This is a genomic window from Streptomyces sp. NPDC041135 (assembly GCF_055592085.1).
The window spans coordinates 422,513-438,866 of sequence record NZ_JBVIYZ010000002.1 but is presented as its reverse complement, the minus strand read 5'-3'; the positions used below and the strand labels follow the sequence as shown (position 1 = coordinate 438,866).

Sequence of the window (16,354 nt, the reverse complement as noted above, 5' to 3'; positions counted from 1 at the left end):
ACAGGAGGGCACTCGTACGTGACCAGCCGAGTCGTCCTCCTCTCGCCCGCGACGAGCGCCTCGCTGCGCCGCGGCCGCTTCGACGACGGCGGGTCCATCGACGCCGCGGGGACCGCCCGGGCCCGCGCGGCGTCCGCTCATGTGCCCCCGGCCGCACGTGTCGTCGTCTCCCCCTGCACCCGGTGCCGGGAGACGGCGGCGGCCCTCGGCCTGCGGGCTGCGGACGCGCCCGAGTTGGCGGGTCTGGACGCGGGACGGTGGCGGGGCCGGCCGCTCGACGAGGTCGCCGCCGCCGAACCGGAGGCGATGGCCCGCTGGCTCACCGACCCGGCGGCCGCGCCGCACGGCGGTGAGTCCGTGCGGGACGTGTGCGCCCGGGTCGGCAGCTGGCTGGACGCCGCGGCGGACGCGGACGGGCGGACGCTCGCCGTGGTCGAGCCCGAGGTCGTGCGGGCGGCCGTGGTGCACGCGCTCGGCATGCCCGACGCGGCCTTCTGGCGGCTGGACGTGCCGCCGCTGACGATGACGGAACTCAGCGGCCGCTCCGGGCGCTGGAACCTCCGCCTGGGGCGCCCGCCGGAGCCGTCCGCACCCGGCGCGGAGCGGTGAAGTCCACCCGTCGGCGCGCTCGGTCGAGCGGACGGCTCGCCGAGGCTGGCGACGAGGTCAGTCGGCCACGGTCACCGGTCGGGGCGTGGCGGCCTCCGCGGGCCGGGGGTTCAGCAGCCGCTGCGCCAGCTCACCGAACAGCAGGCCGAATCCGCCCCACATCGTGACCTGCATGGCCAGCGCGGACAGACGGAACCGCCACAGCACGGTGGCCGGGAAGTCCGCGGGGACCTCGTTGACCGTGGGCAGGAAGGCGTACGCGAGGCCGGTCACCAGTGCGAAGGCGGCCACCGCGGCGACGGTGGCGTACCAGGTGCCCCAGCGCGGGACGAGCCGCTTGCCCAGGAGGGTGGCGGCGACCGCGAGGAGGACGCTGAGCACCGTCATCAGGAAGTACAGGGTGGTCCGCTCGCCGATGGTGTCGGCGTCGCCGACCGCCGGCGGATTGGCCGGGTACTTGAGGAACGGTACGACGTACACGGCGACCAGTGCGCAGCCGGACAGCAGCAGCGCGGTGGCCCGCGGGGTGAAGCGGCCGATCCGGCCGAGCGCGAAGCAGTAGGCGAGCGCGGCGATGCCGCCGAACGCGACCCCGTAGATCAGGACGCCGGTGGCCAGCCCCGCGGTGGACTGCAGTGAGCGGGAGACCAGCTCCATCTCGTGCCCGTGGGCCGGGGCGTGGGCCTCTTCGAAGCCGATCGCCTTGTCGACGTCGGGTTCGCCGAGGAAGTAGGCGACGGCCAGGGCGAGCACGCCGGCGCAGAGGCCGGCGAGCATGCCCCGCACGAGAAGGCTCCGTACGGTTGCGGAGTTCATGGGTGTGCCGGGTTCCCCTCGGATCAGTGGCAGGGGAAACCGAGCAGGTGGCGGGCGTCGTGCACCCACTCGTGGACGCCCTCGCCGGAGACGACGGCCGTGGCGCCCTGCTCGGCGCCGACGAAGTAGAGCAGGACCAGCATCAGGACGCCGAAGAAGACCGCCCAGGGGACGATCGCGCCGATCGGCAGTCTGGCGGGCAGAGCGGGGGTGTCGGCGGTCGGCTGAGCGATGTGCTGCGCCATGCGGTGCCTCCTGCGGGAGTTCGCGTCCCAGGTCGGTGGTGCGCCGGACGACGGCTACGGGTCTGACTCGCCCCTCGCGAGGGGCACACAGTGGCGCGACCGTGCCGGTTTCCCACCGGCTTCCGTTCTGCCGTCGTCGATGTCGCACCGACCGTACCGCGTGCCGGACGCGTGGCCAATACCGCCTCGTCCGGAGCGATCTGCTCCCCTTCGCCCGCGAGGAGCTCGCTGGGTGGTGGCGCGTCGATGCCCCGAAGGAATGAATCAAGGTCCAGTGGCCCGTGCCCGCGGCGGCGGGTGCGCAGACTGCAACGTACACACGCGGGTGGCGGAAGGGGTATCGCTCCGCCGGACGCCGCGGTACATCGAGGGGGACAGTGTGGCGCAGCAGCGTCCTCGAGCGGCCGCCCGGGCACGGTACTGGTTCGACACGACGCTGGCGCGGGGCACGTCGGCCCTCGTCGGCTGGCTGGCCGCGGTGTGCCTGCTCGTCGTCGTCCCGGTGAGCGCGGTCCTGGTGTGGACCGACCCCGGCGCTCCCGTCTCCCTCGGGGCGAAGCTGACGGCGGTGTGGCGCCGGACCGGTGAGACGCTGCGGCTGGGCGGCGACACGGGCACGCCGCTGCGGGTGGCGCTGTCGGTGCTGCTGGCGCTGGTGGCGGTGTTCTACGTCTCCACCCTGGTCGGTCTCATCACGACCGGGCTGACGGAGCGGCTGACCGCGCTGCGGCGGGGGCGTTCCACCGTGCTGGAGCAGCGGCACGCGGTGGTGCTGGGCTGGTCGGAGCAGGTGTTCACGGTGGTGGGCGAACTGGTCGCCGCCAACGCCAACCAGCGGCGCGCCGCGGTGGTCGTCCTGGCCGACCGGGACAAGACGGCGATGGAGGAGGCGTTGCAGGGCGCCGTGGGGCCGACCGGCCGGACGCGGCTGATCTGCCGGAGCGGGCCCACGACCGACCCGGCGCTGGTGGCGCTGACCAGCCCGGGCACGGCGGACTCGGTGCTGGTGCTGCCTCCCGACGAGCCGCGGGCCGACGCCGACGTGGTCCGGACGCTGCTGGCGCTGCGGGCGGCGATGCCCGCGGCCGAGCGGGGTCCGTACGTCGTCGCCGCCGTCCGTGAGCACCGGTACCTGCTGGCGGCCCGGCTGGCCGCGGGCCCGCACGGCACCGTCCTGGAGAGCGACGCGGTCACCGCGCGGCTGCTGGTGCAGGCCGCCCGCCGCCCCGGCGTGACCCTGGTGTACCGGGACTTGCTGGACTTCGCCGGTGACGAGTTCTACGCGGCCCCGGCCTCCGCCCTCGCCGGCCGGTCCTTCGGTGACGCGCTGCTCGCCTACGCCACGTCGAGCGTCGTCGGTCTGGTCCGTGGCGCGGTGCCCGTGCTGAACCCGCCGCCCGGCACCGTGCTCCGGGCGGACGACCGGCTGCTCGTCATCTCGGCCGACGACGACACCGCTCAGCCCGCCGACTGCTCGGACGCGGTCGACGCCTCGGCCCTCGCGACGCCCCGGACCCCGACCGCCCGGCCGGAGCGCCTGCTCCTCCTCGGCTGGAACCGCCGGGCTCCGCTGGTGATCGAGGAGTGGGGGCGGCACGCGCCGCCCGGTTCGGCCGTCGACGTCGTCGCGGACCAGGGCGCACCCGCGGTCCAGGACGCGCCCGCCGTCCGGGAGCCGACCGCCGTGCCCGGCGCGCGCGCTGCCGCGGCGGACGAACGCCCCCGGTGGACCACCGCGTTCCGACGCGGCGATCCGGCCCGGCCGGACACCCTGCGGGCCCTCGGCATCTCCGCGTACGACAGCGTGATCGTCCTCGGTCAGGACCCGGTCACCGGCGGCCCGCGGGAGGAACCGGACAACCGCACGCTCGTCACGCTGCTCGTGCTGCGGCACCTGGAGCAGGAGATCGGGCGGGCGCTTCCCGTGGTGACCGAGCTGACCGACGACAGCAACCGGCCCCTCGCGCCGGTCGACCCCGGCGCGGACGTCATCATCAGCGGCAAGCTCATCGGACTGCTGATGGCGCAGATCTCGCAGAACCGGCAACTGGCCTCCGTCTTCGACGAGTTGTTCCGCGCCGGGGGCACGGACATCCGGTTGCGGCCGGCCGGCGAGTACGTGCGGCCGGGCCAGGAGGCGTCGTTCGCCACGGTCGTCGCGGCGGCCCGGAGCCGGGGTGAGTGCGCCATCGGCTACCGCAGCCGTGCCCGGGCCTCGTGCGCCCCCGACTACGGAGTACGGGTCAACCCCGCCAAGACCCGGCGGCGCCGCTGGGCGGAGGGCGACGAGGTGGTCGTCATCGGCGGCGGACCTCACGGCCCGACGGACCGCGGCCCTGCCGGACGCGTCCCGGCCCCGGGGCGCCGGGACGGCCCGTCCGCGGGACCGCCGGCACCGGAGGCCGACTGACCCGCCACCGGCACGGGCCCGGGGCTCAGCTCCCTCAGGGGCGTGCGGCGCGGGCGGCGGCCAGGTTCTCCTTGACGTTCGTCGTGGTCGGGTGGTCCTCGCCCAGCAGGTCGCGCGCCTCGGCGAGGGTCTGCTCCAGCATGGGGACGGCCCGGCGCGGATCGCCGAGGTCCCCGTAGGCACTGGCCAGGTTGTTGCGGCACATCAGGACGTGGGGATGGCGCTCGCCCACCGTCCGCGTCAGGCCTTCCAGGGAGTGCTCCAGCAGGGGTACGGCGCGCTGCGGATCGCCGGCCGCGCGGTAGGCGCTGGCCAGGTTGTTGAGTGAGGTCAGGGTGTCGGGGTGGTCCTCGCCCAGCACGCGGGCGGTGTCGGCGAAGGCCTGTTCCTGCAGCGGGACGGCCCGGCGCAGGTCGCCCGAGAGCGCCCAGGCGTGGGCGAGGTCGTTGCGGGCGGTGAGGGTGTGGGGATGGTTCCTGCCGGACACCTGGACCCGGTCCTTCACCGTCTGCGTCAGCAGGTGGATCGCCCGGCCCAGGTCGCCGGCCGCCTGGCAGGCGGTGGCCAACTGGTTGCGCGAGGTCAGGGTGTCGGGGTGTCTCCTGCCCAGCAGCCGCGTGCGGTCCTTGAGGGTCTGGTCCAGCAGGGGGACGGCCCGGCCCAGGTCACCGGCCGCCTGGCAGGCGCCGGCGAGGTTGTGCCGTACGGTCAGGGTCAGGGGGTGGTACCGGCCCAGCACCTTCTCGGTGTCGGCGGCGGCCTGTTCGTACAGGGGGACGGCCCGGCGCAGGTCTCCCGCCGCCTGACAGGCGGCGGCGAGGTTGTTGCGGGCGGCGAGGGTGTGCGGGTGGCCGGCGCCCAGGACCCGGGTGCGGTCCTCCAGCGTCCGCTCGAACAGGGGGATGGCAAGGCGCACGTCACCGGCCTCCTGGCAGGCGGTGGCGAGGTCGCTGCGGGACATGAAGACGTCGGGGTGGTCGTCGCCCAGCACGCGCGCGCGGTCCTTCAGGACCCGTTCGAGCAGCGGGACGGCGCGTGCCGGATCACCGGCGACCCGGTAGATGTAGGCGAGGTTGTTGCGGGAGGTCAGGGTGTCCGGGTGCTGCTCGCCCAGGGTCCGTACCCGGTCCTTCAGGACCCGTTCCAGCAGCGGTACGGCGCGGGCCACATCACCGGCCGCCTCGTAGGCGTACGCCAGGTTGTTGCGGACGCCCGGGGTGTCGGGGTGGTCCTCGCCACCGATGCGCAGCTGGTCCTCCAGAGCCTGTTCCATGAGGGTGACGGCCCGGCGCGGGTCACCGGCCGATCGGTAGGCGCCGGCGAGGTTGTTGCGGGCGAGCAGCGTCGCGGCGTGCTTCTTGCCCAGGATCCGCTCCGAATCCTTCAGGGTCCGTTCCATGAGGGGAACGGCCCGGCGCAGGTCACCGGCCGACTCGTGGGCCAGGCCGAGGTTGTTGCGTGCCGTCAAGGTGTCGGGGTGGTCCGGGCCCAGGACCCGCTCACCGGCGGCGAGAGTGCGCCGCAGCCGTGGCAGGGCGTCGACGACGAGGCCCTGGCTGCGCAGGAAGAGGCTGGTGCGGTTCATGACGTCGAGCGTCGCGTGGGTGTCCGTGTCCTCGGACGCGTGGCCGATCAGGGCGTCGTGGTGCGGGAGCAGGGCGCGCCAGGCCGGCCAGGTCGCGGGATCGCCGGGATCGTCGGGGAAGGCGCGGCCGAGATCCTCGGTGGCCTGCCGGCGGGCCCGGTCGACGAGAGCGGGGGTGCGGTGCGGGTCGGACGCGTCGGGGGTGCGTGCCAGGGCCTGGACGAGGCGGTGCACGGTGAGGGTGCCGTCGGTGGGGTCCCTGGTGATCATGCTGTACTCGTCGAGCGCTTGCAGCGCCGTGGCCCGGGCGGCCGGGTCGGCGTCGGCCACCGCCAGGTCGGCGGGGATGCGCTCGGGGGCGTACCAGGCGAGGGTGCGCAGGATGTCGGTGGTCAGCGGATGGTGGGAGTGCAACCGGTCCAGGGTGAGCCGCCAGACCCGGGAGGTCGCCAGCAGGGAACGGGTGGCCGCGTCCGCCCGGCCGTGCACCTCGGCCGGGTCCGCGGCGAGCAGCCGCAGGTAGGCGCGGGGCGTGAGCAGCGGGTCGCGGCTCAGGTAGGTGGCGGCCTGTTCGACGGCCAGCGGGAGGTGGCCGAGTGCCGCGCACACGTCGGCGGCGCCGTCCAGGTCGCGGGGACCGGCCTGGGTGGCCCTGCGGGTGAGCAGCTCGCGGGACTCGGCGGGGCCGAGGACGTCCAGCCGGACCGGGGTCACGGAGTCGGGCCAGCCCGTACGGCACCGGCTGGTGATCAGGAACCGGCCGCCGGGGGAGTTCTCGACCAGGTCGGCGACGTGGGCGGGGTCGGTGACGTTGTCCAGGACCAGCAGCCAGCCGGGGTGGGCGGCCAGCCACTGCGACGCGTACGCGACCAGGCCCTGTTCGGTCAGAAGGGTGCCCAGGACTGGCTGGAGGGCGACGGCGAACTCGGCCAGTCCCTGCCGCACGGCGGCGGGACTGTCGGCCGTGATCCACCGGACGGGGGTGTGCCCGTGCGGCCGGGTGGCGGCCCAGTGAGCGGCGAGGCCGCTCTTGCCGCTGCCGCCCAACCCGCTGATCACCTGCACCGACGCCGCTCCGGGCGGGCACGGCGCGGCGTCCAGCCGGTCCAGCTCCCGGTCCCGTCCCACGAAGCACCCGGTCCGGTGCGGCAGATGGTCGATCCCGGCCGGTGCCTCGGTGTCGGCGGGCCGCAGCACCTCCGGAGGCAACCGCACGCCCGTGATGTTCAGGTTGCCGCTGACGGCCAGGCCTCCGTTGTCGGCCCTGGCGTCTCCGGTGCCGTGGGCCCACTGCGGCGTGTTCACCGGCCCCGGCACGCCCCCGCTCCCCTGGTCGCCTCCGGCTCCGAGCCCCGTGCCGGCGGTCTCGGACCGCGGCGGCTCACCGGCCCCCGCCGTCGAACCGTTCCTCTTCTTGCGTCGCTTGGCCATGAACACTCCCCCCGACCGCCGCCGGTCGACCGCGACAGCGCGGTGCCGGGCGGCCAGGCCTTTCGACAGGCCCTGACACGTCAACAGGTCTTGACGCGGTAACGGGCTCTATTGGATGTCGACACCACTGACCGCCACGGAGCCCGGTCCGTCGGCTTCGGCGTTCCCGGTGTTCACCGCGCGCGCCGGGCCGGGGGCCGTGGTCGCGGCGCGGCGTACTCCGGTGACCGCCGATCCGCCCGCGCGGGCGGTGGCGTCACCGGTTCCCTCGGCGCCGTCGCCGCTGCACGCGGCGACGAACGCCGTCAGCTCGCGCAGCTGCCGGGCGGCCCGCTCGCGCCCTGGGGCGTCCAGGCCGTCCAGCAGGGCCTCGAACCGGCCCTGCCACAGCGCCTGCTGCCGCGTGCGCTCCGCGGGCGGCTCCACCCCGGCGACCGGGCCGAGGGCCGCGGCAGTACGGTCCAGGCGCTCCAGCTCGGCGGTCCGGCGTGCCGTGTCCCCGCCGCCCACCAGCTCCGCAACCCGCCGCCGCACCGCGTGCCAGGCGTCGGTCCCGGCGGCCTGGGCCACCGCTCCCCCGCCGGCCATCGCCAGTGCCGCCCACTCCTCCAGCATCCGTTGCCCCCCTCGCACGCCGGCTGCTCGGCACCCCCGTGCCGCCGCCCCGGCACACCATAGGCCCGCGGACCGCCGGCGGGCGGGGAAACGGCGAACGGCCACCCGGACGCGTGCGCGGCCCCGATCGTGGAGTCCCGGAACGCGGCGCACGCAGAAGGCGATCTTCCCGGCGCCGACGGGTACCCGTCGGGCATGCACCGTCAGCAGCTCGGGCGTTCGGCCCTCCACGTCCATCACGACCGCGTCGGTTCCCGGACGGTCCGCAGTCTGGGTACGCGGGTCGACGCCGGGGGGCGGACTCCGCTGACGGTGCTGGTCCCGGGGCTGGGTGCGCCCGGGTACCTGGTGCGTGCGCTGGCGGAGTGTGCGCGGCGGGGCCCGGTACGCCTGCTGGACGTGCCGGGGTTCACCGACCCGGCCGGTCCGGTCTGCCCGGAGCGGCTCGGGCCGCTCGCGGAGCTGGTGGCCGAGTGGCTGGTGGCCGTCGCGCGGGGACCGGTCGTCCTGGCGGGTCACTCCACCGGCGCGCAGGTGGCGCTGCACGCGGCGGTGCGCGTGCCCGGGCGGGTCCGGGCCCTGGTGCTGCTCGCCCCCACCTTTCCGTCCGCGCTGCGCAGGCCGGGTCCGCTGGTGGCCGCGTTCGCGCGTACCGCTGTCCGCGAATCGCCCGCCGTGGTGCCGGCCCTGCTGCCCGCCTACCTGCGGGCGGGCCCCCGCAGGCTGGTCACCTGCATCCGCTCGGCCCAGGCGGACGCCCCCGAGGACCTCCTGCCCGCCGTGAGCTGTCCGACCCTGGTCGTGTCCGGACGGGGGGACGCCCTCTGCCCGCCGGACTGGGCCGGGCAGCTGGCGTCGCGCGCCGGGCGGGGCCGTGCCGTACGGGTGCCGGGGGCGCACGCGTTCCCCCACCGGCACCCGGCCGTCACGGCGGAGGTGATCGCGCGCGCCGCGGCGCTGTGAGCGGCCGCGCGGTCCGCGCTGTCCGGTGGCGGTCCCCTCCAGGACGGCGGCGGGTTCCCCTACCGGCCGGTCGTGCCGTCGTGGCGCCGGGAGAGGTCATCACCGCGGCCGTCGTCGACCACCTCACCAGCGGCGCCGCCGCCGGCATGCTCCTGCCCGACGCCGCCGACCCCACCGCCAGGACGCTGGTCCTGGGCGGCAGGGCCGTCACCGACCTGTCCTGGCACGGTGAGCGGGTCCCGGCCGGCGGGGTGGTGCTGCTGGACGTCCACGGGCAGAACCACGACGAGAAGCTGGGGGGCGACCCGTACCTCTTCCGCCCGCAGCGACTCCTGGAACGGCCGGTGGAACGCGACGAGTTGATCCCGCAGGGCGGCGGCGACCCGCAGCGCGGCCACCGCTGCCCCGGGGAGGGCGTCACCATCGGTCCGCCGGAGGCGCTCGCGACGCGCCTGGCCCGGCTTGAGCACCCCGTCCCGGCACAGGACCTGCGGGTCTCGCTGCGCCGGATACCGGCGCGGCCCCGCAGCGGTGTCGTCATCACCGGCGTACGGGCGCCCGGCGACTGAGTCGCGCACCCGGGACGGGTCCCCGCCCGGCGGATCTACGCCAGGAGGGACCAGCAGGGATCGGCGGTGAGGGCGTCGAGGTCGGGGTCGGCGTCCGCCGCCCAGGCCACGTACCCGTCGGGACGGACCAGGAGGGCGTGGGGCAGTCCGGCCACCGGCTCGGCGCGGGTGGCGTTCAGGCCGGGCGGGAGGACTCCGGCCAGGTCGAGCAGGACGGGCCGGCCGGCCCGGAACAGCGCCGGGTCGAGACCGGCGACCCGGCGCCCGGCCAGCGGGTGGCCGCCCGGCACGTCGTAGGACTGCGCAAGGCCGCCCATGAGCCCGGACAGGTGCTTGTTGGTGTCGGGCAGGCGCATCAGGTCGGTGAAGACCTCGCGCAGCTCGATGACGTCGGCGCTGGGCCGGGGAGTGGCGAAGGCGCGCTGTGCCTGGGTGATGTGCAGGACCCAGGCGCCGGCCGGGTGGCGTTCGGCCTGGTAGGTGTCCAGCAGCTCCGCCGGGGCCCGGCCCCGCAGTACGGCGCCCAGCTTCCAGCCGAGGTTGAACGCGTCCTGCATGCCGAGGTTCAGGCCCTGCCCGCCGAAGGGCGGGTGGATGTGCGCGGCCTCACCCGCGAACAACACGTTGCCCACCCGGTAGTCCGCCAGCTGCCGCGTGGCGTCACCGAACCGCGAGGCGTTGTCGAGCGCGGCCAGCACGGTCTCCTCGCCGTACACGACGCGCAGCTGCTCGGCGACCTCCTCGAACGTCACCGGCCGGTCCCTGACCTGCTCCTCGGCGCCCGACACGCCCCCGGTGAACCGGTACCGGTCGCCGCCCACCGGCGCGAGTATCACCCAGTGGCCGTCCGCCTCCCGCAAGAGGGTGCTCATGTGCCCGAGGGTCTTGGGCACGAGGTCGGACACCGACGACAGCCGTACGTCGGCCAGCACGGCCGTGTACGTGCCCGGCCTGCCGGGGAACGGCACGCCGAGCAGCTTCCTTACGGTGCTGTGCCCGCCGTCGCAGGCCGCCAGGCGGCGGGCCTCGAGCCGCCGGTCGCCGGCCGTCACGACCACGCCGTCGTCCGACTGCTCCACCTCCGTCACCGGGGCCTCGCGCAGCACCTTGACGCCCAGCTCGGCGGCCCGCTCCTCCAGCACCGCCTCGATCTCCCACTGGGGGACGGAGAGCGGGTAGGGGTACGCGGTGTCCCACGCCGTACAGTCGAGCGGCACCGGCAGCATCGCGAAGTGCCCGCCCACCGGCTCGCGGGACAGCGCCCGGTCCAGCATCGGCTCCAGCAGGCCGCGCAGGTCGAGCAGCTCCTGCGTGCGTGACTGGATCACCCCGCCCTTGATCTGCTCGACCCGGTGCGGCAGGCGCTCCACCACCACGGTGTCCACCCCGGCCAGCGCCAGCTCGCAGGCCAGCGTCAGCCCCGTGGGACCGGCGCCCGCGACGATCACTTCGGTCATCGTTCCTCCAGATACTCGACCGGGTGGAAACGTACACCGAGTGCAAGAAAGATGTGAGTGCAGTTTTGATATCGTCGCGGCATGACAGGGCTGCGCGAACGCAAACGGGCACGGACGCATGCCGCCATCTCGGACGCGGCCGTCGGGCTCTTCCTGGAGCACGGGTTCGACGAGGTGTCGGTGGCGCAGGTGGCCGAGGCCGCCGAGGTGTCGAAGCGGACCGTGTTCGCGTACTTCCCGTCGAAGGAAGACCTCGTCGTCCACCGCTTCGCCGACCACGAGAGCGAACCGGCCCGCGTGGTGCGCGCCCGGCCGCCGGGCACCGGCCCGCTGCCGGCCCTGCGCGACCACTTCCTGGACGCCCTGCGCGACCGCGACCCGATGACCGGCCTCAACGACGTCCCGCGGATCCTGGCGCTCACCCGGATGGTGCGGGAGACCCCCGCGCTGCGCACGCGGGCGATCCGCTTCCAGGAGGGTGCCGGGCGTGCCCTCGCCGAGGCGCTCCAGGACACCGCCGAGGCTCCCGCCCTGACCGCACGGGTGGCGGCGTCCCAGGTGGTGGGCGTGCACTGGCTGCTGTCGATGGACAACTTCCAGGCCCTGATCGGCGGCAAATCGGCCGACGAGCGCTACCCGCAGGCGGTTGCCGACGCGAAGCACGCCTTCGCACTGCTCGCCGAGGGGCTGGCCGCGTACACGTAGCGAGTGCATCGGTTCGTGACCCGGGCGGCGGCACGAGACCGAAGGCGCCCTCCCGGCGGTGCTGCCGGCGCATGCGTGCGGGGCGGAACCCGGCTCCTGCCCGGTTCCGCCCCGCACGCCCGCCTCACGCGGGCTCGTGCCTGGCGTGCAGCAGCCGCAGCGCCCCCGCGGTGACGGCCACGATCAGGAGCGCGGCGACGCCCGTCTCCAGGAGCTGGTGCGGCCAGTAGTCGGGGCTGGGCAGGTAGGCGCGGTGGAAGGCGACGATGCCGTGGCGGTCGATGCAGCCTGGCGTGTAGCAGTCGGCGGGCACCTTGACGCGCTCACCGGCCGACGTCACCGCGTAGTTGCGCACCGTGGGCACCGGCCGGGCGCCGAACCAGTTGAAGAGGGTGTGGTGCTGGAACGGCCAGATCCGGCGGCGCTGCGCCAGGACGGCGTACTCGGCGAGGACGGCGAGCGCGGCGGCCGGCAGGGCCCGGCGGACCAGCAGGGCGGACAGCGCGCCCAGCGCCAGGCCGAGCAGGGCGAAGGCGACGGTGGCCGGGCCGACCGAGAAGGCGAACTCGTCCGGCGCGGCGCCCGCGATCAGCAGCCCGCCGCGCGCCGACCACAGCAGCCGGTACACGGCCACGACCACGCCGAGTCCTACGGTGATCACCGCGGCCGGGACGGCGAGCTTGGTGACGAGCCAGCGGCCGGGCGACACCGACTGCGTCCACGCGAGCCGGGCGGTACCGGACTCCAGTTCCCTGCCGATCAGCAGGCCGCCGGCCCACGCCGCGATGGCGAGCGAGGCCCAGGTGATCCAGGTGTGCGGCAGGTAGAAGAGGTGGTCGAAGTCGAGCCGGGGCGAGTCCCACGTCATGGTGCCCTCGTAGCCGAGGCGGTGGAAGGCCGCGCGGGCGGCGGCCGATCCGGGCCCGTTCAGGTACAGCAGGAACGCGGTGGTGCCGGTGACGAACGCCGCCCAGACGCAGAGGGCGACGCGGTGCAGCCGCAGCACGACGCGTATCGCGCCGCGCCCGGTGCCGGGCCGTGGCGCCGTGTCGGCGGGAGCGGTGGCGGTGGCGGTGGCGGTCTTCACGCGGACACCTCCGAGCCGGTGGTGTCGCCGGCGGACACGCCGGCTTCGGGCAGTGGCGCGGCGCGCAGATGGGCGAGCAACATTTCCTCCAGGGAAGGTCGGGCGGGTTCGGTGAAATGCCAGCCCGCGGGCAGCGGGCCGGACGGCCGGATCAGGGCCGTGATGCCACGCCCGGCGGGACGGGTCTCGACGACCGTGTGCGGGTCCAGGTCGGACGCCGTGCCGGGCCCGGTCACCAGGGCGTGTCCGGCGAGGAGCGTGTCGATGTCGCCGCACAGCTGGACGCGTCCGCCGTTCAGGAGCAGCAGGTGGTCACAGGAGTCGGCCAGCTCGGAGACGATGTGCGACGACATCACGACGGTGGTGCCGCGCTCGGCGGCGTCCGCCATCAGCGTGCCGAGCAGTTCGCGGCGGGCGAGGGGGTCGAGGTCGGCCATCGGTTCGTCGAGCAGCAGCAGGTCGGGGCGCTTGCCCAGCGCGAGCGCGAGGGCGACGCGGGTGCGCTGACCGCCGGACAGCTTGCGGACCCGGGTGTCCGGGGCGAGGCCGCCGCGCTCGACGACCTCGGCGGCGCGGTCGGCGTCCCAGTGACCGGGGTTGAGGTCCGCTCCCACGCGCAGCGTCTCCCCTACGGTCAGCTGCCGGTAGAGGGGCTTGTCCTGCGCGAGGTAGGACACGCGGGGGCGGGCGTCACCGGGTGCGCCGCCGAACGCGGTGAGCGACCCGGAGGTCGGCCGGGTGAGTCCGGCCGCGATGCGCAGCAGTGTCGACTTGCCCGCGCCGTTGGGTCCCACGAGCGCGCAGATGCTTCCGGTGGGCAGGGCGAAGGCACAGTCCCGCAGTGCGGGCCTGCCGCGGCGGCCGTAGCGCATGCCGAGGCCGTCGGCCACGACGGCCCGGTCCCCGGCCGTGTCCCGGCCCGGACGATTGGTGGTCACTGATCCCCCTTCGGGAACTGCTGCTCCAGTACGGAGTCGAACAGGGCGGTCACGTCCTCGCGCTCGAGTCCGTCGGCCCGCGCCCGCCGGACCCACTCCTCCAGGTCGCCGCGCAGCGCCGAACCGGCCGCGGCCGACCCCAGGGACCTGCGCACGAAGGTGCCGAGCCCGCGCCGCGCCTCCACCAGCCCGTCGCGCTCCAGTTCCCGGTAGGCCTTGAGCACGGTGTTGGGGTTGATGGCGGTCGCCTCGACGACCTCCCGGGCCGTGGGCAGCTTGTCGCCCGGCTGCAACAGGCCCAGGCGCAGGGCCTGTCGCGTCTGGTGCACGATCTGCAGATAGGCGGCGAACCCGCTGCCGCGGTCAATGCGGAACTCGATCGGGCTGGCTCCGCCCACCGCGTACCTCCCCCGCTTCCCTCACGCGATTCCACCCTTTCACTAATTGAGTAGTGAAAGGGTGGACCATGCTCCCCGGCGCGTCAAGTCGCCGGCTCCGCGACCGCCGTCCCGGTCCGGACCGCCGCCCCGGTCTGTACTTCCGTGCCTCACTTCCGTGCCTCCTGGGTACTCGGGGCGGCATGGTGAAGCGCGCAGCATGGCAGGGCCTGGTCGCCGGTGCGACGGGGGTGCTGGCGATGACGCTCGGCGAGAAGGCCGAGCAACGGCTGACCGGCCGGCCCGACTCCCACGTCCCGGCGCGGACACTGGAACGCCTGCTCGGCCTCCCCGAGCGGCCGGGTCGCCGGCCCGTGCCGCTGAACCTGACCATGCACGTGGGCCAGGGCGCCGCACTCGGCGTCCTGCGGTCCGTGATGGCCCACGCCGGGCTGCGCGGGCCCTGGGCGTCGGCCCAGTTCGCGGTCGTACGGCTGACCACCGACCAGATCCTGGAGAACGTCACCGGTGTCGGCGCGCCGCCCTGGACCTGGCCGCGCAAGGAACTGGTGACCGACCTCCTGCACAAGGCCGTCTACGCGTTCGCCACCGGACTCGCCGCCGACGCCCTGGCCGCCCGCGGCGGCCCCGGGCCCGGGCAGCGCCACGCCGGGAAGCGACCCGGCCGGCGACGGGGCGTGGGACCGGCGCCCCGCGGTACCGCAGCGTGAGCGGAAGCCGGCCGGGCGCCCGCACCCCGGCGCCGTGCGGCGGCACGCGAGAAAGACGCACACCGAGGAGAAGAAGGACGGCGGAGTGATAATGCAGGCAGCGACAGCGCCGGCCTCGCGCCGGCAGTACCGCACGCCGAACGGCGGCCCGGCATGAGCCCCGTCAAGCGGTACGCCGTGGCCGCCTCCGGTCAGTGGACGGACGAGGAGGAAGGCCGGCGGCGGCTGCCCGCGGGCGAGGTGCACGCCTGGGAGCCGGGCATGAACCAGACCGTCTGCGGACTGTCCCTCAGCCGCTCCCAGTTGTCACGGTTCCCGCACGTCACCTGGCAGGACACCTTCCCGGAGTCGGGCGGGGCGGCCGACGGCGTACGACGCGTCTGCCCGCGCTGCGCGTCCGTCGCGGGCAGGCGCGGCCCCGACGCACGCCCCCGGTGGCACCGGACGAACCCCCGGCCCTGACCGCTGCGTCACCGCGAACCTGTCCCTTGCGACGACTCTTGCGAACTAAACCGGTTCTGTAAAGCTGAGCCCATCCATATCGGCGTCGGCTTACTAAACAACGCCTAAACTCACCGTCCACGGTGGACAACGTTGTCAGCGCCATGCAGAGTGTCGGTTCGCGGGGTGCCGGATCGTCCGCCCCCGAGGAGGACCCGACGCGGTGGAAGGACTGACCTGATGGTCGTGTACGGAGCGCTCGACATCGGTGGCACCAAGATCGCCGGGGCCCTGGTGGACCCGGAGGGGCGCCTGGTCGTCCGGTCGCACCGGCCCACTCCCGCACGGGAACCGGCCGAGGTGCTGATGGGCGCGGTGCGGGCCGTGCTGGACGACCTCGCCGCGCACTCCGCCTGGGACGGCCTCGCCTGCCTGGGGATCGCCAGCGCGGGTCCGGTCGACACGGCCGCCGGGACCGTCAGCCCCGTCAACATAGCGGGCTGGCGCGGCTTCCCCCTGGTCGAGCGGGTCCGCGCGCATCCTCGTGTGCCCGCCGGTACGCCTACGGTGCTGATCGGTGACGCGGTCGCCATGGCGGCGGCCGAGCACTGGCTGGGGGCCGCTCGCGGGGTGGACAACGCGCTGTGCATGGTGGTCTCCACCGGGGTCGGCGGCGGACTCGTCCTCAACGGGCGGCTGCACGCGGGGCGGTCGGGGAACGCCGGGCACATCGGGCACATCTCGGTCGACCTGGACGGGCCCGTGTGCCCCTGCGGTGCCCGGGGCTGCGTGGAGGGCCTGGCGAGCGGGACGGCGATCGCCGCGCACGCGCTGGCCGCCGGCTGGACACCGCTCGCGGGTGCCGACGCGACCGCGGCGGGCGTCGCCGCCGCGGCCCGGCAGGGCGACGACATCGCCCGGGCGGCGTACGAGCGGGCCGCCCAGGCCCTGGCCGCGGCCATCGCCGCGACGACCGCGCTGGTCGAACTCGACCTGGTCGTCATCGGCGGAGGCGTGGCCCAGGCCGGTGACACCCTCTTCGCCCCGCTGCGCCGGAGCCTGCGGGACTACGCGGTCCTCGACTTCGCCCGTGACGTGCCCGTCGTACCCGCGCGACTGGCCCTGGACGCCGGCCTCATCGGCGCCGCGGCCGCCGCCTCCGCGCTGGTCGCCCCGGCGGCCACCGGGTCCGGGAGCACGGCCGCCGGTGTCGTACCAACCGCGCAGGAGGCACCGACCGCAGCTGCCGCACCCGCCGTGTCCGTGTCTGCCGTCCCGGTCGGCGACTGAGCGCGGGACACCTCCGCCGCACCGGCATCCGTCACCGCGTCACCGCGTCACCGCGTCATCGCGTTCTCCACCCCGCCCGAAAGGA

At 75.0% G+C, this 16,354-nt stretch carries 15 protein-coding genes and 1 pseudogene; 8 read left to right on the top strand and 8 right to left on the bottom strand.

Annotated elements, in window-relative coordinates; genetic code table 11:
* The first annotated feature begins 18 nt into the window (after window positions 1-18).
* Window positions 19-609 carry a histidine phosphatase family protein gene (locus ACZ6CZ_RS06165; protein ID WP_469015462.1) on the top strand — a complete coding sequence of 197 codons (591 nt, stop codon included), beginning with the start codon at window positions 19-21 and terminating at the stop codon, window positions 607-609.
* Between the two features lie 57 nt (window positions 610-666).
* Here ACZ6CZ_RS06165 and ACZ6CZ_RS06160 read toward each other — a convergent pair whose 3' ends face one another.
* Together ACZ6CZ_RS06160 and ACZ6CZ_RS06155 are read right to left on the bottom strand one after the other, a co-directional pair.
* Window positions 667-1,425 (bottom strand): CbtA family protein, encoded by a 759-nt coding sequence (locus tag ACZ6CZ_RS06160; RefSeq protein ID WP_469015460.1) that lies wholly within the window; start codon window positions 1,423-1,425, stop codon window positions 667-669.
* A 23-nt stretch (window positions 1,426-1,448) separates the two neighbouring features.
* The gene (locus ACZ6CZ_RS06155) at window positions 1,449-1,670 is read right to left on the bottom strand and encodes a CbtB domain-containing protein (RefSeq protein ID WP_469015458.1); all 222 of its coding nucleotides are present in this window, start codon (window positions 1,668-1,670) and stop codon (window positions 1,449-1,451) included.
* Window positions 1,671-2,049: 379 nt separating this feature from the next.
* On the opposite strand from ACZ6CZ_RS06155, the gene ACZ6CZ_RS06150 reads away from it, so the two are divergent.
* Window positions 2,050-4,080 carry a CASTOR/POLLUX-related putative ion channel gene (locus ACZ6CZ_RS06150; RefSeq protein ID WP_469015456.1) on the top strand — a complete coding sequence of 677 codons (2,031 nt, stop codon included), beginning with the start codon at window positions 2,050-2,052 and terminating at the stop codon, window positions 4,078-4,080.
* 34 nt (window positions 4,081-4,114) lie between these two features.
* Here the strand turns inward: ACZ6CZ_RS06150 and ACZ6CZ_RS06145 are convergent, their stop codons facing one another.
* Both ACZ6CZ_RS06145 and ACZ6CZ_RS06140 read right to left on the bottom strand, forming a co-directional pair.
* Window positions 4,115-7,096 (bottom strand): tetratricopeptide repeat protein, encoded by a 2,982-nt coding sequence (locus ACZ6CZ_RS06145; protein ID WP_469015454.1) that lies wholly within the window; start codon window positions 7,094-7,096, stop codon window positions 4,115-4,117.
* A 108-nt stretch (window positions 7,097-7,204) separates the two neighbouring features.
* Window positions 7,205-7,711, bottom strand: a complete 507-nt coding sequence (locus ACZ6CZ_RS06140; RefSeq protein WP_469015452.1) for a hypothetical protein — start codon at window positions 7,709-7,711, stop codon at window positions 7,205-7,207.
* Window positions 7,712-7,906: 195 nt separating this feature from the next.
* Between ACZ6CZ_RS06140 and ACZ6CZ_RS06135 the strand changes: the two genes are divergently transcribed.
* Both ACZ6CZ_RS06135 and ACZ6CZ_RS06130 read left to right on the top strand, forming a co-directional pair.
* Window positions 7,907-8,674, top strand: coding sequence for an alpha/beta fold hydrolase (locus ACZ6CZ_RS06135; RefSeq protein ID WP_469015450.1), 768 nt, complete (start codon window positions 7,907-7,909; stop codon window positions 8,672-8,674).
* A gap of 191 nt (window positions 8,675-8,865) precedes the next feature.
* Window positions 8,866-9,243 (top strand): annotated as a pseudogene (locus ACZ6CZ_RS06130) (cytochrome P450); the annotation flags it as partial.
* 35 nt (window positions 9,244-9,278) lie between these two features.
* On the opposite strand, the gene ACZ6CZ_RS06125 reads toward ACZ6CZ_RS06130, so the two are convergent.
* The gene (locus ACZ6CZ_RS06125; RefSeq protein WP_469015447.1) at window positions 9,279-10,700 is read right to left on the bottom strand and encodes an FAD-dependent monooxygenase; all 1,422 of its coding nucleotides are present in this window, start codon (window positions 10,698-10,700) and stop codon (window positions 9,279-9,281) included.
* Window positions 10,701-10,781: 81 nt separating this feature from the next.
* Here ACZ6CZ_RS06125 and ACZ6CZ_RS06120 point away from each other — a divergent pair, with 81 nt between their 5' ends.
* Entirely contained in the window at window positions 10,782-11,405 is a 624-nt protein-coding gene (locus ACZ6CZ_RS06120) for a TetR/AcrR family transcriptional regulator (protein ID WP_469015445.1), read from the top strand.
* Window positions 11,406-11,529: 124 nt separating this feature from the next.
* Here ACZ6CZ_RS06120 and ACZ6CZ_RS06115 read toward each other — a convergent pair whose 3' ends face one another.
* The 3 genes from ACZ6CZ_RS06115 to ACZ6CZ_RS06105 form a co-directional block, all read right to left on the bottom strand.
* Window positions 11,530-12,492, bottom strand: coding sequence for a hypothetical protein (locus ACZ6CZ_RS06115; protein ID WP_469015442.1), 963 nt, complete (start codon window positions 12,490-12,492; stop codon window positions 11,530-11,532).
* Window positions 12,489-13,364 carry an ABC transporter ATP-binding protein gene (locus ACZ6CZ_RS06110; RefSeq protein ID WP_469016564.1) on the bottom strand — a complete coding sequence of 292 codons (876 nt, stop codon included), beginning with the start codon at window positions 13,362-13,364 and terminating at the stop codon, window positions 12,489-12,491. Before ACZ6CZ_RS06110 ends, ACZ6CZ_RS06115 begins: the two co-directional genes overlap by 4 nt.
* A 62-nt stretch (window positions 13,365-13,426) precedes the next feature.
* Entirely contained in the window at window positions 13,427-13,828 is a 402-nt protein-coding gene (locus ACZ6CZ_RS06105; protein ID WP_469015439.1) for a GntR family transcriptional regulator, read from the bottom strand.
* A 182-nt stretch (window positions 13,829-14,010) separates the two neighbouring features.
* On the opposite strand from ACZ6CZ_RS06105, the gene ACZ6CZ_RS06100 reads away from it, so the two are divergent.
* The 3 genes from ACZ6CZ_RS06100 to ACZ6CZ_RS06090 all read left to right on the top strand — a co-directional run bounded on the left by ACZ6CZ_RS06100 (window position 14,011) and on the right by ACZ6CZ_RS06090 (window position 16,269).
* Complete coding sequence (locus ACZ6CZ_RS06100) at window positions 14,011-14,538, top strand: hypothetical protein (protein WP_469015436.1); 528 nt, start codon at window positions 14,011-14,013, stop codon at window positions 14,536-14,538.
* 153 nt (window positions 14,539-14,691) lie between these two features.
* Window positions 14,692-15,000 (top strand): hypothetical protein, encoded by a 309-nt coding sequence (locus ACZ6CZ_RS06095; RefSeq protein WP_469015433.1) that lies wholly within the window; start codon window positions 14,692-14,694, stop codon window positions 14,998-15,000.
* 219 nt (window positions 15,001-15,219) lie between these two features.
* A complete protein-coding gene (locus ACZ6CZ_RS06090) occupies window positions 15,220-16,269 on the top strand; it encodes an ROK family protein (protein WP_469015431.1) in 1,050 nt (349 codons plus the stop codon).
* Window positions 16,270-16,354: the final 85 nt, after the last annotated feature.